The sequence below is a fragment of the Haloarcula onubensis genome, from assembly GCF_031624605.1.
Classification (GTDB): Archaea; Halobacteriota; Halobacteria; order Halobacteriales; family Haloarculaceae; genus Haloarcula; species Haloarcula onubensis.
This window is the reverse complement of sequence record NZ_JAMQOS010000009.1, coordinates 112,425-137,460: the sequence shown is the minus strand read 5'-3', so window position 1 is coordinate 137,460 and position 25,036 is coordinate 112,425. Positions and strand designations below refer to the sequence as shown.

The following is a 25,036-nucleotide window of genomic DNA, read 5'->3' as shown; positions in this document are numbered from 1 at the left end:
GCCCTGCCCCGGCGAGAGACGGCCGCGAAACCGATTTAGTTACTCCATAGTAATACTCGAAAAATCACAATTCGAAATCGGATGGAAGTGACAAACTGGACCCGTATCACCGACCTCTTCTTTCCGGCACTGCTGGCCGCGGCGCTTTTCGCTTCGGCCGTCGCGTTCCGGGTGCTCGGCCCGGTGGCCGGAATCAAGAGCTGGTACGTCCTCATCGGTCTGCTGTTCGCCGTGACGGTGTACGGCTACACGCAGACGACTACCGACCGGAGCTTCGCACGCGGCGCCGGATGGGCGGACGCGAATCTCTGCGAGGGGGTGCTGGGTCTCGTCCTCGTCTCCGTCGCCGCCGTCGCGGGCGCGCGTGTCTCCGGCGTCGTCGACCCGTCCCTCGTTCGGACTGGCGTCGTCGTACTCGCCCTTCCGGTCGGCTATCTGTTGCTCGCGCTGCAGATGCACGCCGAGACGGACACCACGTGGCTGCTCACCCAGATTGTCGCCCTCTTCGTACTCGACCCGGTGACGAAGTACCTCTCGACGAGCTTCTACTTCGGCCGGGGGGACATCGCCAAACACGTCTATTTCAGCGAACTGGTCGCCGAGAGCGGGAGCTGGCGGGCGATTCCGGAGACGACTCTCTACAGCCACTTCCCCGGGTTACAGACACTCGTCGGGTCGGTGAGTGTCCTGACCGGACTTCCGCCGTACGACACGCTGGTTATCACCGGCATCGTCACGTACGTCGCCGTCGTCTGTGTGTCGTATCTCCTGGCCGAACTGCTGTTTCGCGACCGGCAGTTCCCTGTCTACGTCGCGCTGAGTCTGACCGTCCTGGCCCCGATACACCGATACAGCGTCTACTTCTTCCCCCAGTCGCTGGCCGTCGCACTCGGACTGGTGTTGCTCCTGGCCGGCGTCCGGTATCGAACCGTCACTGCGGCGCCGTACCGCCGTCACGCCCTGCTCACCCTACCGATAGTCGTGGCGCTCTGGTTCACACACCACTTTACGGTCGTGTTGTTCGTGCCGATTATCGTCGGTCTCCTCGCGGGGCCGCCGCTCCTCGACCGGCTCTTCGGACGCCCAGCGACCGTCCGCCCGTGGGCTCTCCCGCTGGCCGCCTGGGCGGGGGGAAGTCTGACGTACTGGGTCGCCACAGGCGTCTTTCTCCCGTCGCTCGTGGAGGCTCTCGGCGAGGTGTTCGGTATCGCTCAGGTGGGCAGTGACAGCACCGGGGGCGCGAAAATCGTCGCGCTCGGCACCGCAGTTCCAGAGCCGTCGGTGCTAGAGGCGCTGCGTAGCCTGTTCAGCGCCGGCGGCTTCTACAACAGCATGCTCATCTGCCTGTTCTCGCTCGGGGCACTGCTCATCTTCCGTGACGTGGACCGCTATCTGCGGGCCGGGTCGGTGGTCGCCGTCGGTCTCCTCGGCGCAGGGCTGATGATTCGAACGCCGCTCGACGTCCACGGCCTCGTGCGGACGCAGTTACCGCTCAGCCTGTTCGCCGCGTTCGTCATCGCCGCGGCCCTCACCCGACTGTTCCCGATTCCGGACGGGTCGGTCCGCCGGGCCGCCCCCGCAGTCCTCGCCGTCGTGTTGCTCGCGACGGCCGGCCCGGCGGTTGCGGCCGACGACCTGTACGGGCTCCACTCCGGGCCGGACCTCTGGGAGACCCGGACGGTCCCGGAGACCCAGAAGGAGTTTACAGCGACGGAGATGGCGAGCTTTCGACAGTCGACGACGTTCAGCGAGCGCTACGGCGGGTCGGTCGGGACGGACTGGAACTCACAGCTCGGTCGCACCAGGTACGGCGCCGACTCGACGTCGGTCGACGCGAGCGACGGGCGTATCAGGACGGAGCAGGACCTGTTGCTGTATCGCCAGCGCTGGAGCGACCACAGCGTCCGACTGGTGCCCGAACGGCTCTCCTTCGTGACGCTGCTCATCACCGACGAGTGGCGCGGTGACATGGTACGGACGGAGAACAAGGTGTACACGACCGGCGAGGTCGGGATGCTCGCCGACGAAGCGAACAGCACCCGCCTCGTCGAGGGGTAGCTGGCCCGTTCACGGCGGGCCGGGTCCGCCCGTCACCGCAGCCAAAGCTTATTCGCTAGCTCCCTGTAGCGCCGTGTATGCCGAACGCGCCCGAGAGAGCTCCAGGGGCGGCCGGGGACGAACCCGCCTGGACGCTGCTCGACCGCGAGGGGCTGGTCGACGCGTACTGGGACGCCGTCGCGCCGGCGATGCGCGCCGACGGACTCGACCCCGAGCGGGAGCGGCCGACCTACGAGTGGCTCTCGGCCAACGGCTTTCGCCGCTTCGTCTACGCCCTCCAGGAGCACCACGACACCACCGTCACGGAGTTCTGGGAGCGGGACCTCGGCCGCGAACCGGCGGGATACGACTGGGGCGTCGACGACGGCGACACCGTCGCCGCCCTCGAACGCTACCTGGACCGACAGCGACAGCGCAAGTCGTGGCGCGAGTCCACCGTCGAGGCCCACCGAAGTCGCCTCGCGCGATACGCGCGCGCATACGCGGAGGTCAACGACTCCGACGACCTCCTGGCACCGGTTGCCCGCGGGGCCGAGGTCCCCGCCCACGAGGCGGTCGACGCCTGCTGGGCGACCTTCGACGCGCTCGATACCGCCGTCGCTCGCGAGACGCTGCGGCGCATCTACAGCACGGTCTCGGACTGGTACGACACGCTGGTCAACCGGCGCGAGGCCGCCCTGAACCCGACGGACGGCCTCGACTACAACTGGAGTGGGAGCGAAACGACGAGGTCGAACCCCCCGCTCGGGCCGGACCACGTCGCCGCGCTGTTCGAGGCGGCGGCCGACACGCGCGAGCGACTGCTCGTCGTGGCGCTGTGTGCCTGGGGGCTTCGCTCGGGCGAAGTCGCCGCGCTGCACGTCGACCAGGTGGTACTCGATGACGCGCCCCGAATCGAGTTCGAGAGCCGCAAGAACGGCCCCGGTTCGGTCGCGCTCATCTACGGCCGGGCGGTCGTCGAGGACCGAATCGCACGGCTCGAGGCCGACGACTGGCGTGGCTACCTGTTCCCGTCGTCCCGGTCGGCGAGCGGCCACCGGACCGGCGGGACGATACGGAACTGGTTCGACGACCTCGCGGACCGGGCCGACGTGCCCGACGAAATCGACGGCCACAGACCGGTCCCACAGATGGCGCGGCGGTTCTGGTACGACCGCTACTCCTCGACGGTCGAGGAACTGGTAGACCACCAGATTCAGGCGGTCGCCGAGGAACAGGGGAGCACGTCGGCCAGCGTGGTCTGGGAGGACTACCTCTCCGAGGACCGCCGCCGGGAGCTACGGCGCGAGTTCATGCGGGAGAGACTCGCGAGCGCCTTCGAGACGCCGAGTTGACGCCGAACGCGGTGTCACGGCCGAACGGCCGGCCCGACGCGCCGATCACTCGGTCATCGCGTAGACCTGCCCACTCCAGCTACCGAAGTAGGCGACGCCGTCGACGACCGCCGGCGACGAGTCAGCGATATCACCGGTGTCGAACTTCCACTGCAGGTCGCCGGTCCCGGTTGCCACCGCGTACACGACGTCGCCCCCGCCGAAGTACACCGTTCCGTCGACGACGGCCGGCGCCGTGGTCACCCAGTTGTCGGTCGCTACCCGCCACTGCTTTGCGCCGTCGGCGGCGTCGAGGGCGTAGAGGTTCGTGTCGTTGCACCCGACGTAGACCGTTCCGTCGGCGACCGCCGGTGAGGAGTACACGTTCGCCTCGTAGGCCACGCGCCACCGCTCGGTGCCGTCCGAGGCCGACAGTGCGACGACGGCCCCGGTCTCGTCGTCGTATCCCCCGGTACCCAGATAGACGGTGTCGCCGACCACCGTCGGCGCGGCGACGATTCCCCGTTCGGTAGTGGCCTGCCACTGTTCGGTCCCCGTCGAGGCCTCGATGGCGTACACGCTGCCGGCAAGCGTCCCGACGTAGACCGTTCCGTCGGCGACCGCCGGTGAGGCCGACACGCCGCCATCGACCGGGAACTGCCACCGCTCGGTGCCCGCAGTCGCGTCGAGCGCGTAGACGCGGTCGCCGTTGCTCCCGACGTACACGGTGTTCCCGTCGACTACCGGCGGGGAGGACATCCCCGCCTCGGTCGTGAACCGCCACTCCTCGGTGCCGTCTGCCGCGTCCAGCGCACCGAAAAACGAGTCGCCCCGCTCGTATAGCTGCGGGGCGTACACCGTGCCATCGACGACCGCCGGCGGGTCCCCGTCGCTACCGACGGCCGGGACCTGCCACCGTTCGGTGCCGTCCGCCGCATCGAGAGCGGAGAGAGCGTTACCGCCGGTGTCTTTGACGTAAACCGTCCCGTCGGCGACGACGGGCGCGCTTGGCTCCGAGACGCCGGCGACCCACAGTTCGCTCACGGCGTCGGTGGGGCCGGTTTCGTCGGGGGCCGTCCCCGTGTTCGCACTGTCGGCACCGAACATTCCCCAGCCGTCTATGTCGTCCGCGTCGATGGGGGCGTCCGTATCCGGCTCCGTCTCGGTGTCCGTCCCCGTCTCGGTAGCTATCTGCGTGTTGGCCGGCGTGTCGGTCGATGCCACGTCGGCCGTCGTCTCCGCCGGACTACCTCCGGAACAGCCCGCGACACCCAGCGCCGCCGCGACCAGATACTCCCGCCGTGTCGGACGCGCACACATAGCCCCTGATTTATCCGGTGAGTCGTATAATACCAGCGCTCGTGAAACGTTTCTGTCGTCTGGGCCGGACCGACGCTCCTGTAAGTCGTTGTCAGCCCGGTGGCCATCTGAGAGAGGCGGGCGAACCGGGGACAGCCTCGGTCAGGCCGGGTCGACCGGGGAGACGTACTGACTCTTGACCTGCTCGCCCTCCCGCCACTGGAGGTAGTAGTAGTCACGGCCGTCGATGGTCTTCGTGGTGAGCGTCCCCGTCGAGCCGCTGAGCCCGGCTTTCTCCCGTGCGTCTTCGAGTTTGTCGGCCCACTCCGAGTCGCCCCACGACTCCGGGGTCTCCGTCGCGACGGACTCCGTCTCGTCGTCCGCCAGGTCGGCGACGAGCGCGTCGACGGCGTCCACCGCTGTCGTCCGGAGCGCGTCGAGTTCCGCGTCGTCCTGGGTGTCGATTCGGTGCAGGTGGTCGCGGGCCCGTTCGGCGTGGGAGTCGTCGTTCATGGACTGCTACTGGCGGCTGTACGTCCGTAAAGATATTCGCCACCCGGGGGTGGGGAATCACGTCAGTTTGGAACAGCCACCAGTATAACCAACGTACCGGGGTATCTTCGAACTGTTGGGTAGCGAGCGGCAGTCCCCGTACGGGCCCGTACAGCGCTAGCATGAGAACCCATGCACAACCATCTTGCCTCCGGGGAGCGACGGAGATGACGGGCCCTGTTCCCGGCCACTCTATCGCCATCGTGTCTGCTACCCTGTACGGATGGACCGGGCCCACTGTGTCGGGGCGGGCGCTGGTCACGCTCGCCCCCACCACCGTGAAAGCCGGGCGGTCCGACCGGGACGCGCCCGGTTCGGTAAGCATGGCACATAAAGTATCGCCTGTGTTACTGCAACCTTTATATGTCCTTGGGCTTGAAATTCAAGTGCGTCTACAACTGGCTGTCAGAGGCCCCCGCCGGCTGGCTCGCGACGCCAGCCAATCGTTCTGCCGACCCACGCAAAGCACCAGTACGGCCGCCAGAAGGCTGATAACTGTCCAGCGCCGCCTTTCGCGTGGGAACTGGTACTCACCAGCGGTCGACGTACGTGTCTGCCACGCCGTGGGACCCGTTCCCTGTGTGTTCCGACCGGGCCACGGCCTGGCCCGGTCTTCTCCGTGTATCGGTCACCGGCCGGGCCCTGGTGAGACGCGCCGCTAGGACCGCATCGGTCGAGTGAAGTAGCGGTCGTCCTGTACGTCGGCAGTGATATCGACCAGCGCGTCGGCGCGGCAGTGGCGACATCGGGTCGGAGCGACCGGCTCGGCGTGGACCCGCCCACACCGGCCACAGGCCAGAAACGTGAGTCGCGTCACAGTCGTCTCTGGGCGGTGTCAACGCAAAACGTTGCCGGCCCCGAGCGGTGTGGCCCATCCGCCACCGGCCGGTGGTCCCCGCGACGCCGAACAGTCGGTACGTATCTGACAGAAGTAGGGTTATCCGCGCCGCTACCCCAGGGATGCCAAGGGCACCGGTCCCGCGATGCAGCAAACCATGTGTTCTCCGCGGCCTCGACGCCGCTCGTGACCGGGCCCGACTGTCCCCGGCGATTCGCTCCCGAGAGACGCAGCGACCGCCCGTGAGGGTACAGCTGTCACCTGTCCGACTATTTATCCCGTCCCGCCCCGGCTAGTACGACAGATGGTCGAGTTCGTCCTGGCCGTGGGTATTCTCGCCTCGGTGTTCGTCGGCTTCAACATCGGCGGTTCTTCGACGGGAATCACCTGGGGGCCGTCGGTCGGCGCCGGGATAGTGCGCAAGTCGACGGCGGCGGCGGTGATGACGGTGTTCGTCTTTCTGGGCGGCTGGACCGTCGGCCGGAACGTGATGACGACCCTCAGCGAGGGCATCATCACGACGGAACTGTCGCTCACCGCGGGTGTCGCCATCCTCTTCTTTATCGGGCTGGGTATTCTCGTCGCCAACGTCTTCGGCGTCCCGGTGCCGACATCGATGACGACCGTCGGCGCCATCGCCGGGCTGGGACTGGCGACGGACACGCTGAACTACCGGACCATCGCCGAGATAATTTCGTGGTGGGTCGTGACGCCCGTCGTCGGCTTCTGGATCGGTGCGACCATCGGCCGCTACGTCTATCCCGTCGTCGACCGCCGGGTGCGAATCGAGAAGTCGGCGGGACCGCTGCTCGTCCTCGACCGGGACGGCACCGTGCCCCGACCCGTGCTCGGCCCGAACACGACCGGCCGTGAACTGGCGACGACGGTGGTCGTCCTCGCCATCGGCTGTTACATGGCGTTCTCGGCCGGTGCGAGCAACGTCCCGAACGCGGCGGCCCCGCTGGTCGGCGGCGGCGGCCTGGACACGGACGTCGGCATCCTCGTCGGGACCGTCGCCATCGGCCTCGGGGGTTTTACCATCGCCCGCCGGACGATGGCGTCGGTCGGCGGCGAACTCAGCGACATCCCGCTGCTCGCGGCGCTGTTCGTGATGGTGACCGCCTCGACCATCACGACGCTGCTCTCCTACATCGGCATCCCAATCAGCCTCGTGATGGCGACCGTGATGACGATCGTCGGAATCGGCTGGGGGCGGGCGACACGACCCATCACCGTCCGGGGGGTCGTCACCGGCGACACCCAGGACCACGACATCGCGCCGGGCGCGATTACGGTCGACGCGCCGACGGGCCGCGGGGCCGCCCCAATCGGCGAGCCGGAGCCGGCGCCCGTCCTGGACGCGCGCGAACTGTTCAACCCCCGGGCGGTCCTGAAGTACCTCTCGATGTGGGTCGTCGGCCCCACGATGTCGACGACGCTGGCCTACGTGTTCTTCCAGCTCGTCCCCGGCGCCACATGACAAGAGATGTAGGTGTCCCGCCCCTTCCTTCGGGTATGCTCTCGCGGATACTCGTCCCGATGGACGACTCCGACCACGCCGGCCACGCGCTGGCCTACGCGCTCGATAACTTCCCCGACGCCGAGGTCACCGTCCTCCACGTCGTCGGCGTCCCGTCGATGCTGATGGGCGAGGCCGTCGGGCTCGCCCTCGAAGACGACATGGAATCGGCCGCCAGCGAGCGGGCCGAACCGGTGTTCGAGCGGGCACGGGAACTCGCGGCGGAGCGCGACCGAGACATCGACACGGTCGTCGGCGTCGGCCACCCCGCGCGGAACGTCCTCGACCGCGCCGAGGCGTACGACACCGTCGTGCTGGGGAGCCACGGTGCCGACTGGAACCGGGCCACGCGTCGGTTCCTGGTCGGGAACGTCGCCGAAACCGTCCTGCGACGCGCCACCGTCCCGGTCACGGTCGTCCGCTGACGGCCGCCGTCAGCGGTCGGTCGCCTCGTCGGCGGTCTCCGGGGACCGCTCCGGGGCCGCAGCGTCGTCGAGCCGGTCGTCGACGGCCTCGACCTGCGCCTGCACGCTGTCCAGTTGGTCACCGATGGTCTCGTCGACCTGTGTTGCGACCCGCTCGTCGACGACCTGCTCGACCGAGTCGTCTACGGCCTGTTCCATCGAGTCCTCCATCACCTGCTCGACCGAGTCTTCGACCGCCTGCTCGACCGAACCGCCCACCGCGTCGTCGACGGCTTCCTCGACCACCGACGTCATCCAGTCCGGGTCGAAGCGGGCCATCTTCCAGACGACGTGGAGCACGTACGCCGAGAACACGCCCACGGCGAATGCGATGCCGATGCCGAACTCGACCGTGGCGATGAGGACGATGGCGAGCAGTATCAGGGCGCCGTAGGCGAGGTCGACGGCGGCGTCCACCCGGGCTGGATTCAGCATACGCCCCGATACGTGTTAGTCGGTTGAAACGGTTTGGCTCGCGGTCGGCTGTCACCGTCGCTCTGGTCTCGAAGCCCCGGGTCGTCCCCGCCGTCCGTGGTGCCGAGACACGTGCCGCCGTGACGCTGTCGCATCGGCAGTGTTATCATTCAGTCTACTCGTTGTTGGTACTGATAATATATACGTATGGCCTTTAGTTGCAAAGTAAGATGGCCGCTATTTCGAAGTCCGGCGAGAACGCCGACGCGAGCTACGAGATCCGTGCCGACCGAACAGCCAACACGCTGTACCTGGAGTTCAGCGGGACGCTCACCGCCGAAGAGATGGAGACGGCCGCCGCCGAGACCGTCGAGGCGGCCCAAGACCTCGACGATGGCTTCTACATCGTCAACGACATCTCCGCGTTCACGCCGCCGTCGCCCGAGGCCGCAAAGCCGATAAAGGAAGCACAGGTCGAACTCAAGCAGTTGGGCGTCGGCGACGTGGTCCGCGTCGTCGCCGAGAACACCAGCGCAGTCACCGAGAACGCCTTCCAGCGCCGGTCGCGCCAGGCCGGTTACGAGGGAAAGACCGCGACGTCGGTCGCCGAAGCCGAGCGGAAACTGGAGTGAGCGTCCCCACAGCCACCCGGCGGGCGGTCCGATTGAAAGGCACGGCCACGGTCTCCGCCACGTCATCGCGTGGCCGACTCGCTGACCGGAACGACCCCGTCCGCCGGTGAGAGTCCGAGATACACCCGAGGGAGCTACGGATAGTTACCACGTGCAAAGATAAGGTATTGGGTCTATCTGTTGGAAGAGTGTACACGTCTCCATGGATGGACAAACACTGGCCGAGTCACTATCGAAGCAAGAACTCGCAGAGCGCATCCTGCAGGCGGAACAACGCATCGACTGCATGGAGACGACACTGGCCGCCGTCGCCGACGAAATCGACGGGGTCTCCCTCTCCAGTCGCTGCAGCAAGTGCGAGGAGTCGCTGCTGCTCGTCAAAGAAGGCATGTTGTACTGCCCGTACTGCGGCGACGGCCACTCGCTGTAACGGTTGTCTGTAACAGACATCTGTAACGATTGGGGGCGGGGGTGAACACAGTCCGTTAGCGCCGACTCGCGGGTCTAGCCGGTGGTGACGACGACGTCGTTGGTCTCCAGGAAGCGGTCCACACGGTCGGCGAACGACCCCGCCCCGGGCCACTCGGCGGCGACGCCGAGTGCAGCGGGATTCCCGACGTAACACTCGACAGCGCCGCCACCGTCGACCGGGAGCGACCGGCGGACGTAGAGCCCGCGGTCGACGCCCTCGTAGCGGTCGAGTCGGTCCCCCTCGACAGTCGACAGGATGCGGCCGTCACACGTGCCGCCCGGGGCGAGCGTGGGATACTCGCCGTCGACCCGGTGGAGTCCCTCGAGCGTGGCCCCGGCGCGGAACTCGTAGCGGTCCAGTACCCGCGCCGCTGTCGACGGGTCGGTCAGCGTGCCGTAGACGAATACCTCCATACCCCGACTCGCGTCCCGGGAGCGCATAACACGTCCGGCCGGGAAACCACTGTGTCTTCGCCCGTCTCCCCCGGCGCGCCGTTTCCGTTGGCGGAACTCCCGACGAGTGGCGTCACCCCGACCCTCATTTACCACGCCGCCGTAGCCGTCGGCGTGACAGCGCACGCCGCATCCGCCACGCCCTGGCGACGGGCCCTGACCGCCGGACTCGCCCTGCTGGTCGGGTCACTGGTCCCGTCGCCGTTCGACCGCCGTGAGGCCTTCGACACGTACGGCCCGGACAAGTGGCTCCACTTCCTCGGGCACGGCACCTTCGCGGTGACGCTGGCCGACGCGCTCGCCGCCGACGGTCGGGGCCGCGCCGTCGCCGGTGGCGGGGCCGTCGGCTGCTCGGTTCTGCTGGGCCTGACGGTCGGCTACCTCCAGCGGTACGTCCCCGGTCGGGTCCCGGAACTGGCCGACCTGGTCGCCGGAGCGCTCGGCTCCCTCTTCGGAGTCGGCTGGTGGTACCGGCGCGGCCGGTAGGTCAGCGAAGCGACTCTTCGAACCAGTCCGCCGCCACCGTCGCCACCTCTCGGAGTTCGTCCTCGGCCTCGAAGAGGTGGCCCGCGCCCGCGACGACGTGGAGCGAGCGCCGACACGTGAGACGTTCGTAGGCCCGCCTGTTCAGGGCCAGCACCTCCGTGTCCGCGTCACCGACGATGAACAGCGTCGGAGCGGTGACCTCGGGCAGAGCCCCGGCGGCCATGTCGACGCGGCCGCCCCGCGAGACGACCGCGTCCACGTCCGACCCGAACCGCGCAGCCGCGCGCAGGGCCGCGCCCGCCCCGGTACTGGAGCCGAAAAATCCCACCGAGAGCGAGCCGTCCTGCGTCCACACCCACTCCGTCACCGCTGCGAGACGGTCGGTCAGCAGCGGGACGTCGAAGCGGTTCCGTCGGTCTCGGTCTTCACGCTCTGTCAACAGGTCGAAAAGGAGCGTGCCGACGCCGCGCTCCCGGACGACTTCGGCGACGTAGTTGTTCCGCGGACTGTGCCGACTGGAGCCGCTGCCGTGGGCGAAGACGACGAGGCCCGCCGCACCCGGAGGAACGTCGAGTGTGCCCTCCAACGTGGCGCCGTCAGCTGGTATCTGGACGGTCCTATCCGTGGACGATGGCATGGGATATCGTAAGTCACACTGACGTTTGACGGTGTCGCGTGGCTCCCGGAGTCGTCGGGCGGAGGGAACTGATTTGAGCCCGTATCCGCTGGTCTACGTATGGAATTCGTCGTCGAGGACCCACAGCGGACCGGCGGAATCACGACCTACGAACCGACGGGCTTTAGCTACGAGGAATCGACGGGGATGTACTCGCTCCGACTCGCTGACGGTGACGGGGAGGTCGAACGCTGGATACCGAGAGAGCGCATCGTCTACGTCGAACGGGAGCCAGACGGCGCTTCCGACAGATAGCCACGACGCTGCCGCCGCGACTGTCCACAGCCAGCGGAGACCGCTCGGTGTCGAGGGTCATCCTGTCGTGCGTATTCATTGTATATAGCTGTAACACGCAGTCGCCGACTGCTGCCTGGGTCGCTCTGAATGCGTGGCCCGGCCGCGTCCGTTCGGACTTGTCGGCGGCGGCCACCGGAACGACCGCTAGCCGCAGTACACTCGCGTGAGATACGGGACAATCATTTTTGCTTTATGCCAACCAGATTTGTATTGAGGCGCGATATGGGCCCACAGAGCCAATCCGACCTTCGATAACGAAAAGCTACTTTATCTCGTGAGCCGGAGAGACGGCTATGGTACAGCGTTCGGACGGGACCGAGGAATTCGACGTCCTCCGGAGCAAGCGGACCGCCACCCGCTACCAGATTATGGTCGAGGTGGCGGAGCGCCAGCCGGCGGTCAGCCAGCAGGAGATAGCGGACGCCATCGGTATCACCTCTCAGGCCGTCAGCGACTACCTCCGGGAGCTGGCCGACGAGGGCCAGGTCACCAAACACGGCCGCGGCCGCTACGAGGTGACCAAGGAGGGCGTCGACTGGCTCATCTCCCAGACCGACGCCCTGCGGAACTTCGTCGGCCACGTCTCCGAGGATATCATCGGCCAGGTCGACATCGAGACGGTGCTCGCGACGACCGACATCGACGAGGGCGAGACGGTCTCGGTGACGATGCGCGAGGGCGTGTTGCGGGCCGTCGCCGGCGACACCGGCAACGCAACCGCAGTTGCGGTGACCGACGCGGCCGCCGGGACGGACCTCGGCATCACGAACGTCGAGGGCGTCGTCGAGTACGACCTCGGGGACGTGACCGCGGTGTCGATTCCCCGGGTGCAAAACGACGGGAGTTCGGCCGCAGACACCGAGCGAATCGCCGGACTGGCGACCGAACACGACCTCGTGGCCGTCGCCGGCGTCGAGGCGCTGGCCGCCGCCCGTGCCGCCGGCGTCGGCGTCGACATCCGCTACGGCAGCGTGGCCGCGGTCGAGGAGGCCGCCACGAAAGGCCAGGACGTGCTCTTGCTCTCGAGTGCCGACCAGCTATCGACTCACACCGACGCGCTCGCCGGGGCCAACATCGGGTACGAAGTGCTCGACGCCGCCGAGTAGTCAGGCAGGGGTCACCCGGAACACGGCGGTATCCCGTGGCTCGACAGTCGCCGAAAGCTCTCCCGGCGTCTCCCACGCCTCGCCGGTCCAGCAGTCTCGGACGGCGTAGCGCTCGCCGGCGGTCGGGACCGACGTGTCGACGACGTGCGTGCTGATGTCGGTCGCCCTCTCGCCGCGGTTCCACAGCGCCACGGCGGCGCCGTCGCGCAGGCGCTTGCTCCAGACCTCGGCGTCGCCGTCGCGCCGGTCCGGTGTCCCCTGCAGGCCAAGCGGGTCCTGGTCGATCTGCAGCAGGTCCTCGTTGGTGAGGATATCGAGTACGTCGGCCGAGCAGTCGGCCAGGTCCGTGCCGACGAACAGCGGCGCGCCCAGCAGACACCAGAACGCGAAGTGTGTGCGGTTCTCGGCGTTGGAGAGCGGGCGCTCGACGTCGGTCGGTTCGTGCTGGGACTGGCCGGATTCGGGTCCGTTGCCGACCTGGAGCATGTCGGGGTCCGACCACCCGCCCGGGGCCTGGGCCGCCGCGATATCCAGCCCGGCCACGCGGTCGATTATGTCTGCGACGCCCAGGCCGAACTCGTCGCCGCTCGTCTGCCACTTCGCGACGGCGTCGTCGGTCACCCGCCAGCAGTTTCCACCGACGTTGCGGCCCCACTGCCAGGGCGCTGACTGGCCCCACTCGCAGATGCTGTAGACGATGTCGCGGTCGACCGCCGCGAGCGCGTCGCCCATCGCCCCGTAGCGTGAGACGGCGTCCCGATTGCGGTGGTCGCCGCAGTTGTCGTACTTCAGGAAGTCGACGCCCCAGTCGGCGAACTGCTCGGCGTGGAGCCGCTCGCGGCCGAGAGTGGCCGGGTACCCCTGACAGGTCCGCGTGCCCGCCGAGGAGTAGAGCCCGAAGCGCAGTCCGCTGTCGTGGACGTAGTCGGCCAGCGCGGCTATCCCGCTCGGGAAGTCCGCGGGGTCGGCCCGCAGACGGCCCTGGTCGTCGGTGTCGTCGGCCATCCAGCAGTCGTCGACGACGACGTACTCGTAGCCGGCGTCGCGCAGGCCGGTCTCGACCAGCGCGTCCGCCGCGGCCCGGATGTCGGCCTCGGTGACCGCACAGCTGTGGGCGTTCCAGGAGTTCCAGCCCATCGGGGGTGTGCCCGCGAGTCCGGCAGCCTCGGTCATACCCAGTGGTTCCACCGACTGGATAAGACAGTTGGCACACCGGCAGAACGCCTTTGCCCCGCGCTCGCGTGGACCGCCTCATGAGTTCCGACACCCGCTCGAAAGTCGCGCGGCTAATCGACGCGTACGACCTGGGGCCCATCGGCGCCGACCTGGAAGCCGCCTGGCTGGGGGAGGCCGGTGAGCGACAGAGCCTGCGTGACCTCGCCGACCGGTTCAACCGCGCGCTCCTGCTGGCGGCGATTCGGAACGCCGGCATGGACGTCGTCGACGGCGAGGCGCGCAACTACTACCGACTGCTGACCGACGAGGACGTGAGTGCGGGCCGCCGGGTCGAGGCCGAAAACCGGCTCGAATCGGCCGGCGTCGACGTCGACGCCCTGCGCGAGGACTTCGTCACCTACCAGGCGATACGGCACTACCTGACCGAGGTCCGCGGCGCGAGCTACGAACGCGACGAGGAGCGCGACGGCGTCGAGCGCGAGCGAACCGTCATCGACCGGCTCCAGAGCCGCGTCGAACGCGTCGTCCGCGACACCGTCGACCGACTGGCGGGCGCCGGGCGACTCACCGTCGGCAACTACCGCGTGCTCGTCAGCGTCGACGTGCTCTGTCAGGACTGCGGCGGGCAGTACGCCGTCGGCGAGCTACTGGACCGCGGTCACTGCGACTGCGACTGACCGATGTTTCGCACCCGGTCGTAGCGCTCGGGCAGGGCCTCGGCGTCCTCGGGCAGCAGCGCGACGACGAGATACGGCACTTCGGTGGCGAAGTACTCGACCAGGTCGGCGATGCGTTCGGCGTCGATGGCCTCCAGTGAGTCCAGCAGCATAAAGGGGACCTGCTCGGCGACGTCGTGGACGAGATAGCCCGCCAGCGCGAACACGAGGCCGGTGACCGCGCGCTCGGACTCAGAGAGGTGGGCGACGGTGTCCTCGTAGACGGTCCCGCCGTCGGTGCTTCGGACCACGTGCAACTCGAACTCGGAGCCCTCGATGACCGACTCGGCGTCGACGGTGGCCACGGAGTCGGCCGGGCCGTCGAGCCGTTCGAGCCAGATGCGCTCGACGTTCTCGTAATCGAGGATATCGAGCAGGTCGGCCATCCGCTCGTTGAACGCCGTCGTCGCCTCGGTCTCTAACGTGTCGATACGGGTCCGCAGGTCGATGAGCTCCTCGACGACGGACTCGCGGCGGGCGACCAGCTGTTCGTCCCGGCGTATCTCCGCCTCGGCCTCGGCTATCTCCTCCTCGATGTCCTCCAGGGTCGACTCCAGGGATTCGAGTTCGAACTCCAGTTCGTTGGCCTCGCTGTGGAGGTCGAGCACCTCGTCGACCTCCGCCGAGCGAAGCTCCGTCACCTCGGCTTCGAGGTCGGCGACGCGGGCCGAGAGGTTGTCACGGCGCTCTCGCAGGTTCGAGAGCGTCCCCTGGCGGCTCTCTATCTCCGCGTCGACCTCGTCGATGGTGTCGGCGAGTTCGCGTCGGCGGTCCACCGTCTCGGTAATCCGGGCTTTCTCCTCGGTCAGCTCCGAAATCTCCGCGTCCAGTTCGTCTATCTCCTCGAAGGTCTCCTGGCGGTGCTGTCGCAGGCTGTCGAGCGTCGACTCGAAGCGGGCCGGTTTGACCGTCGAGCCACAGGTCCAGCAGGTCGTCTTCGAGCCCCGGTAGAGCTGGTCCGTGATGTCGCCGACGCTCTCCGGTTTCCGGCCGAGCGCGTCCGCGATGCGGTCGTGCTCGCCGTCGATGAACTCCTCGTTGAACCCGATGATGGTCTGTAGGCGGGAGGTGTACGTCGAGAGCTCGCGCTTGCGCTCGCGGCGGGCCGACAGGCGGTGCTCCAGTTCCTCCAGCCGGTCGGCCGGCGCGTCTGGGAGGCCAGCCAGTTCGGCGGCGAGACGGCCCCGCTCTTCGCGCAGGGCCGAGAGGCTCTCCTGTTCGGACGTGATGTCGGCCCGGACGCGACGCAGCTCCTCGCGGGTCGCCCGCAGCTCGTCGAGCCTGGTCTCTAACGCGTCCGTGTTCGACTGCGTCAGGTCGACGGTGAGGTCCCGCTCGTCGAGGCGGTCCTCCACCGCGGCCAGCTCCTCGCGGACATCGGCTATCTCCGACTGCGTGGCCGCCCGGCGCTGTTCCAGCGCGGGGAGCTCCTGTTTGAGCTCCGCGATGGCGTCCAGTTCCGCGTCGATGTCGGCCTTGCGCTCCTCGGCGTCGTGGATATCCCGGCGCAGTTCGGACGTGTCGACCGGCCGCATGATGATGTCACGGAGGTCGTCGCCCCGGACGACGGCCTGCCGGGCCTCGTTGTCCTCCAGCAGGAACGCAAAGAGGTTGGCGAGCGTCGGGTCCGCGAGCAGCCCGTTGCCGGAGCTGACGATACCGTCCTCGGTCCGGGTAATCTGGCGCTCGTACGTCTCCTCGCCCAGGGTGAGCGAGACGTGGCCGTGTTTCGCGTCCCCTTTCACCGCGGTCCAGTCGCTGCCCAGCGCCGCCATCATCGCCTTCAGGAACGAGGTCCGGTTCGTCGCGTTCCGCCCGGCCAGGACGGTCACGCCCGGGTGCAGCTCCGCCGTCGCCGCATCGATGCCGCCGATGTTCTCGACCGCGAGGGTCGCGGCCGCGTCGGGCGCCGTCCCCTGGTGCATACTGCTATCTCTGCCGGTCGGAATCTTAAACGCTGGGGCGCGCGCCGCGACGGCGGTGAGAAAATCTGCCCATCGAGATACGACAGAATAACAAGCATATGTGTGTTAGGTTAGCCGCTCGCCGGGCCCCTGACCGCACAATATCAATCACCACACTCGCCTTTTTGGACACTTTCAATCGTATTCGAGCATAAACGCTAACGTTTATGGTAGATAGTGGACGTAGCTGCTGGTGTCGCACCAATGTCAGAGAGCAGCAACACCGAACGCATGCTCCGGTCGCATCTGACCTCCGTCAAGGAGGACCTGATGACCGGGGTGTCGTTCATGATTCCGTTCGTCACCATCGGTGGTATCTTCCTCGCCCTCGCGTACGCGGTAGGAGATACCGAGGCAGTGTTCTCAAACACCGGCTCGCCGGGCTGGTTCCTCGCCCAGGTCGGCGTCGCCGGCCTCACCATCATGGTCCCCATCCTGGGGGCCTACATCGCCTACGCCATCGCGGACCGCCCGGGGCTCGCGCCCGGGTTCCTGCTGGCCTACATCATCCAGCAGGGCAACGTCGTCGCCGAGGCGGCGACGGTCATCGGCCTCTCCGGCGGCGAGGCCGGCGCCGGCTATCTGGGCGCTATCGTCGCCGGGCTGCTTGCCGGCTACGTCGCGCGCTGGTTCAAGGGCCTGGACGTGCCGGAGTTCCTGGCCCCGATGATGCCCGTACTCATCATCCCCATCGCGACGATGGCGGTCCTGACCCCAATCATGCTGTTCGTGCTGGGCGTCCCGGTGGCGCTGGCCAACGCGGCGCTGACCGGCTTCCTGCAGTCGATGCAGGGCGGCCAGGCCGTCGTCGTCGGTATCATCCTCGGCGGGATGATGGCCTTCGACATGGGCGGGCCCGTGAACAAGGTGGCCTACGTCTTCTCGACGGGGCTCATCACCGAGGGCATCTACGCCCCGATGGCGGCCGTGATGATCGGCGGGATGGTCCCGCCCATCGGACTCGCCCTGTCGAACTTCATCTCCCCGCACAAGTACGCGGCCGAGATGTACGAGAACGCAAAGAGCGGCGTCGTGCTGGGCTTTTCGTTCATCACGGAGGGCGCCATCCCCTACGCCGCGGCCGACCCCCTGCGCGTCATCCCCGCCGTGGTGGCCGGCAGCGCCGTCGGCGGCGCCGCCTCGATGGCGATGAACGTCACGATGCCCGCGCCCCACGGCGGCATCTTCGTCATCCCGCTGTCGAACAAGCCGTTCATGTTCCTTGCCTGTATCGTCCTGGGCTCGTTCGTCACGGCGGCCGTCGCGCTGGTCCTCAAGCCCGACTTCGAGGACCGCGTCGACGCCGGCGCCGAATCGAGCGCGAGCACCGCACAGCCGAGCGACGACTGACACACAATGACCGACACAATCACCGACGACATCGACGAACTGATTCCGGCGAGTCACATCTCGCTGTCCGAACCGCCCGCCCAGAAGGAGGCCACGATAGAGTACCTGCTCGACCTCGTCGTCGAGTCGGGCCGCGTCGAGGACCGCCAGGCTGCCCTCGACGCCCTGCTGGCCCGCGAAGAAGAGACCACCACCGGCGTCGGCATGGGTATCGGCATCCCCCACGCGAAGACCGAAGCCGTCAACCGGCCATCACTCGCCTTCGCCCGCTCGGAGGCGGGCGTCGACTTCGGCTCGATGGACGGTGAGCCGGCGACGCTCGTCTTCATGATACTCGTCCCCAAAGAGGGCGGGGAGGACCACCTGCAGATACTGAGTTCGCTCTCGCGGGCGCTGATGCACGACGACGTGCGCGAACGCCTCCACGAGGCCGAGGACGAGAGCGAGGTGCAGGACACGCTGCGGGAGGCGATTCGATGACCGACGAGCGCACCGTCGAAATCGTCCCCGAGGCGGGGCTCCATGCCCGCCCGGCGGCGCTGTTCGTCGAGACCGTCAACGACCACGAGGCCGACGTCGAGGCCGGTCCGCCCGGGGGCGAGTTGGTCCCGGCGCAGTCGATGATAGCCGTCACCAGCCTCGGCGTGGGCCAGGGCGACGAACTCCGCCTCGTCGCCGACGGTCCCGACGGCGAGCGCGTGCTCGACGAGCTAGAGCGAATACTGACGACCCCCGAGGACGAACTAGAGGCGTAGACATGGCATCCCGTACACTCACCGGCACCGGCGCGACGCCCCGCTCCGGACTCGGCACCGTCGTCTGGTACGACCCCGAAATCACGCTGCCCGACGCGAGCCAGGCGGTCGACGAAGACGCCGAGATGGACCGCTTCGCCGACGCCGTCGAGACCGCCCGCGCCGAACTCGAGAGCGAGCGCGACGCGACCGCCGAGCGGGTCGGCGAGGACGAGGCGGCCATCTTCGACGCCCACATCCAGTTCCTGGAGGACCCGGCAATCGCCGACGCGGTGGAGGCGAGCATCGACGACGGCAAGCCCGCCGCACTGGCCGTCGACGACGCCTTCGGCGGGCACATCGAGCAGTTCGAGGGGATGGAGGGTCGGATGGCCGAGCGCGCCGACGACCTCCGTGACGTGCGGGACCGCCTGCTGCGACTGCTGACCGGCGGCGAGCGCGTGAACCTCGCGGACCTGCCCGAGGGGAGCGTCGTCCTGGCCGAGCGGCTCACGCCGAGCGACACGGCCCAGCTCGACCCCGAGACGGTGGCCGGCTTCGCCACGGTGACTGGCGGGCGGACCTCCCACGCGGCCATCTTCGCCCGCTCGCTCGCGCTGCCCGCGGTGGTCGGCCTCGGCGAGGACCTGAACGATGTCGCGGACGGCACCGAGGTCGTCGTCGACGGGGACGCGGGCGAACTGCTGGTCGAGCCCGACGACGCCGAGCGCGAGGCCGCGACGGCAGCCGAGGGCGCCGACGTCGTCGAGGAGTCGGTCGAGACGAGCGACGGCCGCGAGTTAGAGGTCGCCGCGAACGTCGGCCGCCCGGAGGAACTGGAACCCGCGGCCGCGCGTGGCGCCGACGGCGTCGGGCTCTACCGGACCGAGTTCCTCTTCCTCGACCGGCAGTCCCCGCCCGAGGAAGACGAGCAGTACGAGGCCATCAGGGACGCGCTGGACACGTTCCCGGACGGCCGCGTCGTCGTCCGCACGCTCGACATCGGCGGGGACAAACAGATACCGTACCTCGATTTGCCCGAGGAGGAGAACCCGTTCCTCGGCGAACGGGGCATCCGGCGGTCGCTCGACCCCGACTCGGAGCTGTTCCGCACGCAACTGCGGGCGCTCCTGCGCGCCGCGGCCGACGGCGCCGGGGCACTGAACGTGATGTTCCCCCTCGTGGCGACCGTCGAGGAACTGGAGGCGAGCATCGACGCCGTCGACGACGCCGCCGCGGACTTAGAGGACCGAGGTGTCGACTACGAGCGCCCCTCGCTGGGCGTGATGGTCGAGACGCCCAGCGCCGTCTTCATGGCCGACGAGTTCGCGAAACGCGTCGACTTCCTCTCTATCGGGACGAACGACCTCACGCAGTACGTGATGGCGGCCGACCGCGAGAACGAGCGCGTGGGGCATCTCCACGACCCGACACATCCGGCGGTGGTCCGGGCCATCGGCCAGACCGTCGAACAGGCCCACGCTAACGACGCCTGGGTCGGGATGTGCGGCGAGATGGCCGGTAACCCCGACGTGACCGAACTGCTGGTCGGGCTGGGTCTGGACGAACTCAGCATGAGCGCCGTCACCATCCCCGACGTGAAAGTCGCCGTGGGCGAGACCGAGTACAGCGCCGCACGCGAGCGCGCCGACAGCGCCCGCCGTGTCGCAACGCGCAGCGAAGTACACGATACAATACAATGAAATTCGTCGCAGTCACCGCCTGTCCGACCGGTATCGCACACAGTCAGATGGGCGCCGAGAACCTAGAACAGGAAGCAGAAAGACGCGGTCACGACATGAAAGTCGAGATTCAGGGCGCGATGGGCGCCGAGAACGAACTGACCGCCCAGGATATCGACGCGGCCGACGCGGCCATCATCGCCGCCGACACCGCCGTGAATCGGGACCGTTTCGACGACGTCCCGCTCGTCAAGGGCACTATCAAGGACGCCGTCAACGACGTCGAGGGCCTCATGGGCGAAGCCGAGGCGGCAGCGGAAGGCGACGCCGACACCGAGGTCACGGTCGATAGCGACACGGCCGACGACGACGACCACGACAGCGGCTCTCCGGACGTGCGCCGCGGCGGCGACCGCTCGAAGAGCCTCGTCGCCCGACTGAAGCGCCTGCTGAGCTGATAGCGCCGCTATCGCGCCGACCCGGTCGCCCGAGGGCCGAACCGCTGTCCCACCGCATCGCCGACGACACGACCACACGCAGACCACCAAACAGACACACATGTACGATTTCACCGACTCACCGCTCGTTCGCAACGACAAGACGCTCGTACTCGCTCACGACCACGGCCTCGAACACGGCCCGAAACAGTTCAGCGGCGTCGAGGAGCGCCTCGACCCGCGAGAGGTGTTCGAGATGGCGACCCACGACGCCGTCACGGCGCTGGCCGTGGGCAAGGGACTCGCCGAGACCTACTATCCAAGCTACGAGGACGACGTGAACCTGCTGGCGAAGCTCAACGGCAGTTCGGACCTCTGGATGGGCGACCCCTACTCGCCACAGAACTGGTCCGTCGAGTACGCCGCCGACCTGGGCGCCGACGCCATCGGCTACACTATCTACCCCGGCGTCAACCGCGAGACGGATATGTTCGAGGACTTCCGCCCGGTCCAGGAGGCCGCCCGCGACCACGACCTGCCCATCGCGATGTGGTCGTACCCGCGCGGCCAGGCCGTCAAGTCCCACCGCAGCGAGTCCGTCATCGCCTACGCCGCCCGACTGGGCCTGGAACTGGGCGCGGACTTCACGAAGGTCAAATACCCCCGCAGCAAGGCGGCGATGGCCCACGCCGTCCGCAGCGCCGCCGACAACCGCGTCCTGCTGTCGGGCGGGTCGAAGACCTCGGACCGCGACTTTCTCGAACTCGTCGAAGACTGCATGGACGTCGGCGTCTCGGGCCTGGCCGTCGGCCGCAACGTCTGGCAGCGCGAGGACCCCGAGGCCATCCTCGACAAGCTCGACCCGGTCGTCTTCGAGGAGGCGACGGCCGAGGAGGTCCTGGAGGGATAACCGATGGTCACCGCACAGGCCGAGCCCCACGTGACGCCCGTCGTCGAGGGGGAACCGCTCGCCGCGCGCGACGCGGTGGACGTTCGCGACAGCGTGACCGGGGACCTCCTTGCGACGGTCGCCCTCGGAGGCTCGGAGGCGGTCGCGACCGCGCTGGCGGCCGCCGAGGCCGCCCGGCCGTCGGTCCGGGAGACGACCGTCGCGGGTCGGGCAAGTTGGTGTGAGCGCATCGCGGCCGACGTCCGCGACCGGGAGGCGGAGCTTGCGGACGCGCTGGTCCGGGAGACCGGCGTGCCGATAACGAGCGCCCGGGCGGAGGTAGCGGCCGCGGCCGACCAGTTCGACCGCGTCGGCGACACGCTCCGGTCGCTCACCGGGAAGTACCGCACCTGGACCACGCCCGACCGCGGGGGCGACAACAGCCTGGTCACGGCGGCGCCCCTCGGGGTCGTGCGCTGTCGACCCGCCGGGCGGGCGCCGCTCGCGACGGCGGCCCTCCAGGTCGCTCCCGCGCTGGCCGCTGGTAACACCGCCGTCCTGACGCCCCCGCCGACGGCTGCCGTGACCACCTCGCTACTTGCCGAGACGGTCCGGTCGACCGTGCCGACTGGGGTCGCGGGGTTCGTCCCCGCGGCCGACGGCGCGGGCGACGACGGGCAGGCCGACGCAGTGCTTTCGGCGGGAGCCGTCGGCGTGACGCGGCTCGAACAGTGGCTCGGCGGCGGTGCGACGACGGTCGTCTACCCCGACACGGACCTGGACGCGGCCGCGGCCGCCATCACCGCGGGCGGCCCGAGCGCGGTCGGTCGCCGGCTCGTCGGCGCGACGCGGGTCCTGGCCCACGAGTCGGTCCAGGCGGGGCTCGTCGAGCGACTCGCCGACCGCGTGGCCGACTGGGAGACCGGCGACCCCTTCGGGGAGTCGACGGTCGTCGGCACGCTGCCCGACGGGGCCGCCGCCCGGCGAGTCGAGCGCCAGGTCGACGACGCGGTGGCCGCGGGGGCCACCGTCGTCCGCGGCGGCGAGGTCGAGGGACGCACCTGCCAACCGACCGTGCTGGCGGACGTGCCACGGGAGTCGGCGCTGCGCCGCGAACGAGTGCCCGGCCCGGTCGTCCCGGTGACGCCGTTCGAGTCGGCGGGGACGGCGCTGCGACTGGCGACCCAGACGGGGCCGCTGGGTCTCGTCCGCGTGTTCACCGACCGGCACAGCCTGGCGATGGACGTGGCCGACGCCGTCGACGCGGGGAGGGTCCAGATACACGGCTCCGGAGCGGCCGACACCGAGGCGTCCGACGGACGGGTCGGCCTGGACGGAGACGCAACGGCGGCAATCGAGCGGCTCACGCGGACCAAACGGGTGCGAACCAGATGATAGCCACCGTCACGCTCAACCCGGCAGTCGACCAGACGGTCCGGACGGACCGGCCACTCTCGCCCGACGAGGTCATCCGCGTCGACGACGCGCAGTTCGACGCCGGCGGGAAGGGTATCAACGTCTCGAAGTACCTCACCGCGATGGGGGCCGAGACTGTGGCGACCGGGGTCGTCGGGGGCTTCCTCGGCCGGTTCGTCACGGAGCGACTCGCCGCCGAGGGCATCGAGTCGCGCTTCGTCGACATCGACGGGACGACGCGGCTCAACTCGACCGTACTCGCGACCGACGGCGAGTACAAGCTCAACCAGCGCGGCCCGACGGTCTCGGCCGCCGAGATAGACGCGATAGCGGAGCGCCTGTCGTCGCTGGCCCCGGAGACCGTCGTCGTCGCCGGCAGCCTCCCGCCGGGACTCGACACCGACGCCATCGACCGGCTCGCCGAAGCCGGGCCCTGGGAGACGGTCGTCGACGTCGACGGGCCGCTGCTCGCCGACCTTGACGCCGACTACGCCCTGTGCAAGCCGAACGCCCCGGAGCTGGAAGCGGCGACGGGACGGACCATCGAGGACCGCGAGTCGGCCGTCGACGCCGCCGAGGAACTCCGAGCGACGGGCTTTGACCGCGTTCTCGCCTCGCTGGGCGCCGACGGGGCCGTCCTCGTGACCGACGACGGCGCCGTCCACCAGCCCGCTCTCGACTGCGAGGTCGTCGACACCGTCGGCGCGGGCGACGCCTTGCTCTCGGGTGTGCTGGCGGCCGTCGACGCCGGCGCGGACGAGGCTGTCGCGTTACAGACCGGGGTCGTCGCCGCCACCGCGGCGGTCTCGACCCCCGGAACGAACGTCCCCGAACTGCCAGAGCCGGCCCCAAACGGCGTCGAGCCGGTCTGAGACCCGTTTTTCGTCGCCTCAGGGCGCCGTCAGCCCGTAGATATTGCCGTCGCCACTCGCCAGGAAGACGACGTCGTCCACCACTGCCGGTGAACTCTCGACCGGCCCGCCGGTCGATAGCTCCCACTGGACGGTCCCGTCGCTCGCCGAGAGGATGTACAGCTTCGTGTCGTCGCTCCCGACGTAGACGTTGCCCCCGACGACGGCGGGCGCCGACCGGACCGCGTCGCCGGTCCCGAACGACCACTGCTCGTCCCCGCCGGCCGCCGAGAGCGCCACGACGCTGTCGTTGTCGGTGCCGACGTAGACCGTCCCGTCGGCCACCGCGGGCGAGGCGTGGACCGGGGCGCCGGTCCCGTAGCGCCACTGCTCGCTCCCGTCGTCGGTCGACAGCGCGACCACGTCGCCGTCGGTACCGACGTACACCGTCCCGTCGGCCACCGCGGGCGACCCCGTGACCGTATCGCCGACGTCGACGGCCCACTGCTCGCTCCCGTCGTCGGTCGACAGCGCGACCACGTCGCCGTCGGTACCGACGTACACCGTCCCGTCGGCCACCGCTGGGGCCGTCCGCACCGACCCGCCGGTGTCAGCGGTCCACTGCTCGGTCCCGTCCGTCGAGACGGCGCTGACCCGGTCGCTGTCGCTGCCGACGTACACCGTCCCGTCGGCGACGGTCGGCGAGGCACGGACCGCGACGCGGTCGATGAGCGGGTTGTCCGAACCGCCCGCTTCGTAGCGCCACTGCACCTCGCCGGTGCCGGCCGAGAGGGCATAGAGGTAGCCGTCGAAACTGCCGACGAAGACGGTGCCGCCGTCGACGGCGGGCGACGAGCGGACCAGTCCCCCGGTTTCGAGCGACCACTGCCGGGCGCCGTTGACGGCCGAGAGCGCGTAGACGGCGCCGTCGTTGCTCCCGACGTAGAGGCTACCGTCGACGACCGCCGGCGAGGAGAACACCTGCTTCCCCGTGGGATACCCCCACTGGGTGATGACGTTTGTCGTCGGGCCCGTCTCGTCGGGCGCCGACCCCGTGTTGGCCGCGTCGTGGCCGAACATCGGCCAGCGACCGATATCGGCGGGGATGGAGGGACCACCCGTCGGGGTGCGGTTTTCGGAGTCGTTGGAACAGCCAGCCAGCGCGCCCGCCCCAGCCACCCCGAGTGTCGCGAGGAACCGTCGTCGCGTCTGTCGCCCGGACATGCGCACCTCTTTCGTAGCC

Annotated in this window: 27 protein-coding genes; 18 read left to right on the top strand and 9 right to left on the bottom strand. The window is 68.8% G+C overall.

The features are described 5' to 3' along the window. The first annotated feature begins 81 nt into the window (after window positions 1-81). Entirely contained in the window at window positions 82-2,058 is a 1,977-nt protein-coding gene (locus tag NDI86_RS21480; RefSeq protein ID WP_310902325.1) for a hypothetical protein, read from the top strand. Window positions 2,059-2,135: 77 nt separating this feature from the next. Then, entirely contained in the window at window positions 2,136-3,392 is a 1,257-nt protein-coding gene (locus tag NDI86_RS21475; RefSeq protein WP_310902324.1) for a tyrosine-type recombinase/integrase, read from the top strand. 45 nt (window positions 3,393-3,437) lie between these two features. Here the strand turns inward: NDI86_RS21475 and NDI86_RS21470 are convergent, their stop codons facing one another. The 3 genes from NDI86_RS21470 to NDI86_RS21460 form a co-directional block, all read right to left on the bottom strand. Continuing rightward, window positions 3,438-4,691, bottom strand: coding sequence for an outer membrane protein assembly factor BamB family protein (locus NDI86_RS21470; protein WP_310902323.1), 1,254 nt, complete (start codon window positions 4,689-4,691; stop codon window positions 3,438-3,440). A gap of 141 nt (window positions 4,692-4,832) precedes the next feature. Then, window positions 4,833-5,183 (bottom strand): DUF6788 family protein, encoded by a 351-nt coding sequence (locus NDI86_RS21465; protein ID WP_310902322.1) that lies wholly within the window; start codon window positions 5,181-5,183, stop codon window positions 4,833-4,835. 697 nt (window positions 5,184-5,880) lie between these two features. Beyond that, window positions 5,881-6,039 carry a hypothetical protein gene (locus NDI86_RS21460; RefSeq protein ID WP_310902321.1) on the bottom strand — a complete coding sequence of 53 codons (159 nt, stop codon included), beginning with the start codon at window positions 6,037-6,039 and terminating at the stop codon, window positions 5,881-5,883. A gap of 325 nt (window positions 6,040-6,364) precedes the next feature. Here NDI86_RS21460 and NDI86_RS21455 point away from each other — a divergent pair, with 325 nt between their 5' ends. Next, on the top strand, window positions 6,365-7,540 hold the full coding sequence (locus NDI86_RS21455) for an inorganic phosphate transporter (protein WP_310902320.1): 1,176 nt from the start codon (window positions 6,365-6,367) through the stop codon (window positions 7,538-7,540). A 35-nt stretch (window positions 7,541-7,575) separates the two neighbouring features. Next, the gene (locus tag NDI86_RS21450) at window positions 7,576-8,004 is read left to right on the top strand and encodes a universal stress protein (RefSeq protein ID WP_310902319.1); all 429 of its coding nucleotides are present in this window, start codon (window positions 7,576-7,578) and stop codon (window positions 8,002-8,004) included. A 9-nt stretch (window positions 8,005-8,013) separates the two neighbouring features. On the opposite strand, the gene NDI86_RS21445 is transcribed toward NDI86_RS21450, so the two are convergent. Next, a complete protein-coding gene (locus tag NDI86_RS21445) occupies window positions 8,014-8,478 on the bottom strand; it encodes a hypothetical protein (protein ID WP_310902318.1) in 465 nt (154 codons plus the stop codon). A 209-nt stretch (window positions 8,479-8,687) separates the two neighbouring features. Between NDI86_RS21445 and NDI86_RS21440 the strand changes: the two genes are divergently transcribed. Both NDI86_RS21440 and NDI86_RS21435 read left to right on the top strand, forming a co-directional pair. After that, the gene (locus NDI86_RS21440; RefSeq protein ID WP_310902317.1) at window positions 8,688-9,089 is read left to right on the top strand and encodes a hypothetical protein; all 402 of its coding nucleotides are present in this window, start codon (window positions 8,688-8,690) and stop codon (window positions 9,087-9,089) included. A gap of 202 nt (window positions 9,090-9,291) precedes the next feature. Next, entirely contained in the window at window positions 9,292-9,519 is a 228-nt protein-coding gene (locus tag NDI86_RS21435) for a hypothetical protein (protein WP_310902316.1), read from the top strand. 74 nt (window positions 9,520-9,593) lie between these two features. On the opposite strand, the gene NDI86_RS21430 is transcribed toward NDI86_RS21435, so the two are convergent. Continuing rightward, entirely contained in the window at window positions 9,594-9,974 is a 381-nt protein-coding gene (locus NDI86_RS21430; RefSeq protein WP_310902315.1) for a gamma-glutamylcyclotransferase family protein, read from the bottom strand. 153 nt (window positions 9,975-10,127) lie between these two features. Between NDI86_RS21430 and NDI86_RS21425 the strand changes: the two genes are divergently transcribed. Continuing rightward, complete coding sequence (locus tag NDI86_RS21425; protein WP_310902314.1) at window positions 10,128-10,499, top strand: VanZ family protein; 372 nt, start codon at window positions 10,128-10,130, stop codon at window positions 10,497-10,499. A gap of 1 nt (window position 10,500) precedes the next feature. Here NDI86_RS21425 and NDI86_RS21420 read toward each other — a convergent pair whose 3' ends face one another. Continuing rightward, window positions 10,501-11,136, bottom strand: a complete 636-nt coding sequence (locus NDI86_RS21420; RefSeq protein WP_310902313.1) for a dienelactone hydrolase family protein — start codon at window positions 11,134-11,136, stop codon at window positions 10,501-10,503. Window positions 11,137-11,235: 99 nt separating this feature from the next. On the opposite strand from NDI86_RS21420, the gene NDI86_RS21415 reads away from it, so the two are divergent. Further along, window positions 11,236-11,430 carry a hypothetical protein gene (locus NDI86_RS21415; RefSeq protein ID WP_310902312.1) on the top strand — a complete coding sequence of 65 codons (195 nt, stop codon included), beginning with the start codon at window positions 11,236-11,238 and terminating at the stop codon, window positions 11,428-11,430. 335 nt (window positions 11,431-11,765) lie between these two features. Further along, a complete protein-coding gene (locus tag NDI86_RS21410; protein ID WP_310902311.1) occupies window positions 11,766-12,578 on the top strand; it encodes a DUF7839 domain-containing protein in 813 nt (270 codons plus the stop codon). On the opposite strand, the gene NDI86_RS21405 is transcribed toward NDI86_RS21410, so the two are convergent. Then, complete coding sequence (locus tag NDI86_RS21405; RefSeq protein ID WP_310902310.1) at window positions 12,579-13,751, bottom strand: glycoside hydrolase family 27 protein; 1,173 nt, start codon at window positions 13,749-13,751, stop codon at window positions 12,579-12,581. 80 nt (window positions 13,752-13,831) lie between these two features. Here NDI86_RS21405 and rdfA point away from each other — a divergent pair, with 80 nt between their 5' ends. Then, window positions 13,832-14,431, top strand: coding sequence for a rod-determining factor RdfA (gene rdfA / locus NDI86_RS21400; protein ID WP_310902309.1), 600 nt, complete (start codon window positions 13,832-13,834; stop codon window positions 14,429-14,431). Here rdfA and NDI86_RS21395 read toward each other — a convergent pair. Then, window positions 14,413-16,395 (bottom strand): archaea-specific SMC-related protein, encoded by a 1,983-nt coding sequence (locus NDI86_RS21395; RefSeq protein ID WP_310902308.1) that lies wholly within the window; start codon window positions 16,393-16,395, stop codon window positions 14,413-14,415. The genes rdfA and NDI86_RS21395 overlap by 19 nt on opposite strands. A 243-nt stretch (window positions 16,396-16,638) precedes the next feature. Here NDI86_RS21395 and NDI86_RS21390 point away from each other — a divergent pair, with 243 nt between their 5' ends. The 8 genes from NDI86_RS21390 (at window position 16,639) to pfkB (ending at window position 23,814) form a co-directional block, all read left to right on the top strand. Then, window positions 16,639-17,784 carry a PTS fructose transporter subunit IIC gene (locus NDI86_RS21390; RefSeq protein ID WP_310902307.1) on the top strand — a complete coding sequence of 382 codons (1,146 nt, stop codon included), beginning with the start codon at window positions 16,639-16,641 and terminating at the stop codon, window positions 17,782-17,784. A 6-nt stretch (window positions 17,785-17,790) separates the two neighbouring features. Further along, window positions 17,791-18,264, top strand: coding sequence for a PTS sugar transporter subunit IIA (locus tag NDI86_RS21385; RefSeq protein WP_310902306.1), 474 nt, complete (start codon window positions 17,791-17,793; stop codon window positions 18,262-18,264). Beyond that, window positions 18,261-18,539 carry an HPr family phosphocarrier protein gene (locus NDI86_RS21380; RefSeq protein ID WP_310902305.1) on the top strand — a complete coding sequence of 93 codons (279 nt, stop codon included), beginning with the start codon at window positions 18,261-18,263 and terminating at the stop codon, window positions 18,537-18,539. The genes NDI86_RS21385 and NDI86_RS21380 overlap by 4 nt, the downstream gene beginning before the upstream one ends. Before the next feature lie 2 nt (window positions 18,540-18,541). Further along, on the top strand, window positions 18,542-20,221 hold the full coding sequence (ptsP, locus tag NDI86_RS21375) for a phosphoenolpyruvate--protein phosphotransferase (RefSeq protein WP_310902304.1): 1,680 nt from the start codon (window positions 18,542-18,544) through the stop codon (window positions 20,219-20,221). Continuing rightward, window positions 20,218-20,658, top strand: a complete 441-nt coding sequence (locus tag NDI86_RS21370) for a PTS fructose transporter subunit IIB (protein ID WP_310902303.1) — start codon at window positions 20,218-20,220, stop codon at window positions 20,656-20,658. Before ptsP ends, NDI86_RS21370 begins: the two co-directional genes overlap by 4 nt. Window positions 20,659-20,758: 100 nt before the next feature. Further along, the gene (locus NDI86_RS21365; protein WP_310902302.1) at window positions 20,759-21,547 is read left to right on the top strand and encodes a class I fructose-bisphosphate aldolase; all 789 of its coding nucleotides are present in this window, start codon (window positions 20,759-20,761) and stop codon (window positions 21,545-21,547) included. Between the two features lie 3 nt (window positions 21,548-21,550). Next, window positions 21,551-22,921 carry an aldehyde dehydrogenase family protein gene (locus NDI86_RS21360; protein ID WP_310902301.1) on the top strand — a complete coding sequence of 457 codons (1,371 nt, stop codon included), beginning with the start codon at window positions 21,551-21,553 and terminating at the stop codon, window positions 22,919-22,921. Further along, window positions 22,918-23,814, top strand: a complete 897-nt coding sequence (gene pfkB, locus NDI86_RS21355; protein ID WP_310902300.1) for a 1-phosphofructokinase — start codon at window positions 22,918-22,920, stop codon at window positions 23,812-23,814. The genes NDI86_RS21360 and pfkB overlap by 4 nt, the downstream gene beginning before the upstream one ends. Before the next feature lie 18 nt (window positions 23,815-23,832). Here the strand turns inward: pfkB and NDI86_RS21350 are convergent, their stop codons facing one another. Then, a complete protein-coding gene (locus NDI86_RS21350; RefSeq protein ID WP_310902299.1) occupies window positions 23,833-25,017 on the bottom strand; it encodes an outer membrane protein assembly factor BamB family protein in 1,185 nt (394 codons plus the stop codon). Window positions 25,018-25,036 lie beyond the last annotated feature (19 nt).

Bases quoted from the DNA above. Each gene is read 5' to 3' on its own strand.
- NDI86_RS21480 (WP_310902325.1), top strand. From the start codon at position 82: ATGGAAGTGACAAACTGGACCCGTATCACCGACCTCTTCTTTCCGGCA.
- NDI86_RS21475 (WP_310902324.1), top strand. From the start codon at position 2,136: ATGCCGAACGCGCCCGAGAGAGCTCCAGGGGCGGCCGGGGACGAACCC.
- NDI86_RS21470 (WP_310902323.1), bottom strand. From the start codon at position 4,691: ATGTGTGCGCGTCCGACACGGCGGGAGTATCTGGTCGCGGCGGCGCTG.
- NDI86_RS21465 (WP_310902322.1), bottom strand. From the start codon at position 5,183: ATGAACGACGACTCCCACGCCGAACGGGCCCGCGACCACCTGCACCGA.
- NDI86_RS21455 (WP_310902320.1), top strand. From the start codon at position 6,365: ATGGTCGAGTTCGTCCTGGCCGTGGGTATTCTCGCCTCGGTGTTCGTC.
- NDI86_RS21450 (WP_310902319.1), top strand. From the start codon at position 7,576: ATGCTCTCGCGGATACTCGTCCCGATGGACGACTCCGACCACGCCGGC.
- NDI86_RS21445 (WP_310902318.1), bottom strand. From the start codon at position 8,478: ATGCTGAATCCAGCCCGGGTGGACGCCGCCGTCGACCTCGCCTACGGC.
- NDI86_RS21440 (WP_310902317.1), top strand. From the start codon at position 8,688: ATGGCCGCTATTTCGAAGTCCGGCGAGAACGCCGACGCGAGCTACGAG.
- NDI86_RS21435 (WP_310902316.1), top strand. From the start codon at position 9,292: ATGGATGGACAAACACTGGCCGAGTCACTATCGAAGCAAGAACTCGCA.
- NDI86_RS21430 (WP_310902315.1), bottom strand. From the start codon at position 9,974: ATGGAGGTATTCGTCTACGGCACGCTGACCGACCCGTCGACAGCGGCG.
- NDI86_RS21420 (WP_310902313.1), bottom strand. From the start codon at position 11,136: ATGCCATCGTCCACGGATAGGACCGTCCAGATACCAGCTGACGGCGCC.
- NDI86_RS21415 (WP_310902312.1), top strand. From the start codon at position 11,236: ATGGAATTCGTCGTCGAGGACCCACAGCGGACCGGCGGAATCACGACC.
- NDI86_RS21410 (WP_310902311.1), top strand. From the start codon at position 11,766: ATGGTACAGCGTTCGGACGGGACCGAGGAATTCGACGTCCTCCGGAGC.
- NDI86_RS21405 (WP_310902310.1), bottom strand. From the start codon at position 13,751: ATGACCGAGGCTGCCGGACTCGCGGGCACACCCCCGATGGGCTGGAAC.
- rdfA (WP_310902309.1), top strand. From the start codon at position 13,832: ATGAGTTCCGACACCCGCTCGAAAGTCGCGCGGCTAATCGACGCGTAC.
- NDI86_RS21395 (WP_310902308.1), bottom strand. From the start codon at position 16,395: ATGCACCAGGGGACGGCGCCCGACGCGGCCGCGACCCTCGCGGTCGAG.
- NDI86_RS21390 (WP_310902307.1), top strand. From the start codon at position 16,639: ATGTCAGAGAGCAGCAACACCGAACGCATGCTCCGGTCGCATCTGACC.
- NDI86_RS21385 (WP_310902306.1), top strand. From the start codon at position 17,791: ATGACCGACACAATCACCGACGACATCGACGAACTGATTCCGGCGAGT.
- NDI86_RS21380 (WP_310902305.1), top strand. From the start codon at position 18,261: ATGACCGACGAGCGCACCGTCGAAATCGTCCCCGAGGCGGGGCTCCAT.
- ptsP (WP_310902304.1), top strand. From the start codon at position 18,542: ATGGCATCCCGTACACTCACCGGCACCGGCGCGACGCCCCGCTCCGGA.
- NDI86_RS21370 (WP_310902303.1), top strand. From the start codon at position 20,218: ATGAAATTCGTCGCAGTCACCGCCTGTCCGACCGGTATCGCACACAGT.
- NDI86_RS21365 (WP_310902302.1), top strand. From the start codon at position 20,759: ATGTACGATTTCACCGACTCACCGCTCGTTCGCAACGACAAGACGCTC.
- NDI86_RS21360 (WP_310902301.1), top strand. From the start codon at position 21,551: ATGGTCACCGCACAGGCCGAGCCCCACGTGACGCCCGTCGTCGAGGGG.
- pfkB (WP_310902300.1), top strand. From the start codon at position 22,918: ATGATAGCCACCGTCACGCTCAACCCGGCAGTCGACCAGACGGTCCGG.
- NDI86_RS21350 (WP_310902299.1), bottom strand. From the start codon at position 25,017: ATGTCCGGGCGACAGACGCGACGACGGTTCCTCGCGACACTCGGGGTG.